Source organism: Bacillus cereus group sp. N21, from assembly GCF_016483395.1.
GTDB lineage: Bacteria > Bacillota > Bacilli > Bacillales > Bacillaceae_G > Bacillus_A > Bacillus_A pseudomycoides.
In genome coordinates, this window is sequence record NZ_JAEHBX010000383.1 from 1 (window position 1) to 252 (window position 252).

Consider the following 252-nt stretch of genomic DNA (forward strand, 5'->3'; position numbering starts at 1 on the left):
AAAATGGATGGATCACGGTCATATCGTTATCTTTGATGTTCTAGGAATGGGCAAGAAAGAGTTAGCTGTGACAGGTGCATATATTGCCAATCAATATCATCGTATTGCACAGCAGCGGCCAATTGGTTCTAAACTACATCTTATGCTTATAGACGCAGCACACGATTTTAAAATACCGATTCTTAGCAAAGTTGTAGCAAAATCCCGTAAGCATGGATTAGGACGTTGGATCTGAACGCAACGAGTAGCGGG

1 protein-coding gene is annotated in these 252 nt (G+C 41.7%); it reads left to right on the forward strand.

Features of this window, described 5'->3' with window-relative positions; all coding sequences use genetic code 11:
• On the forward strand, window positions 1-235 hold a 235-nt coding region (locus JDS96_RS31300; protein ID WP_242480044.1), incomplete at its 5' end, for a hypothetical protein.
• Window positions 236-252 lie beyond the last annotated feature (17 nt).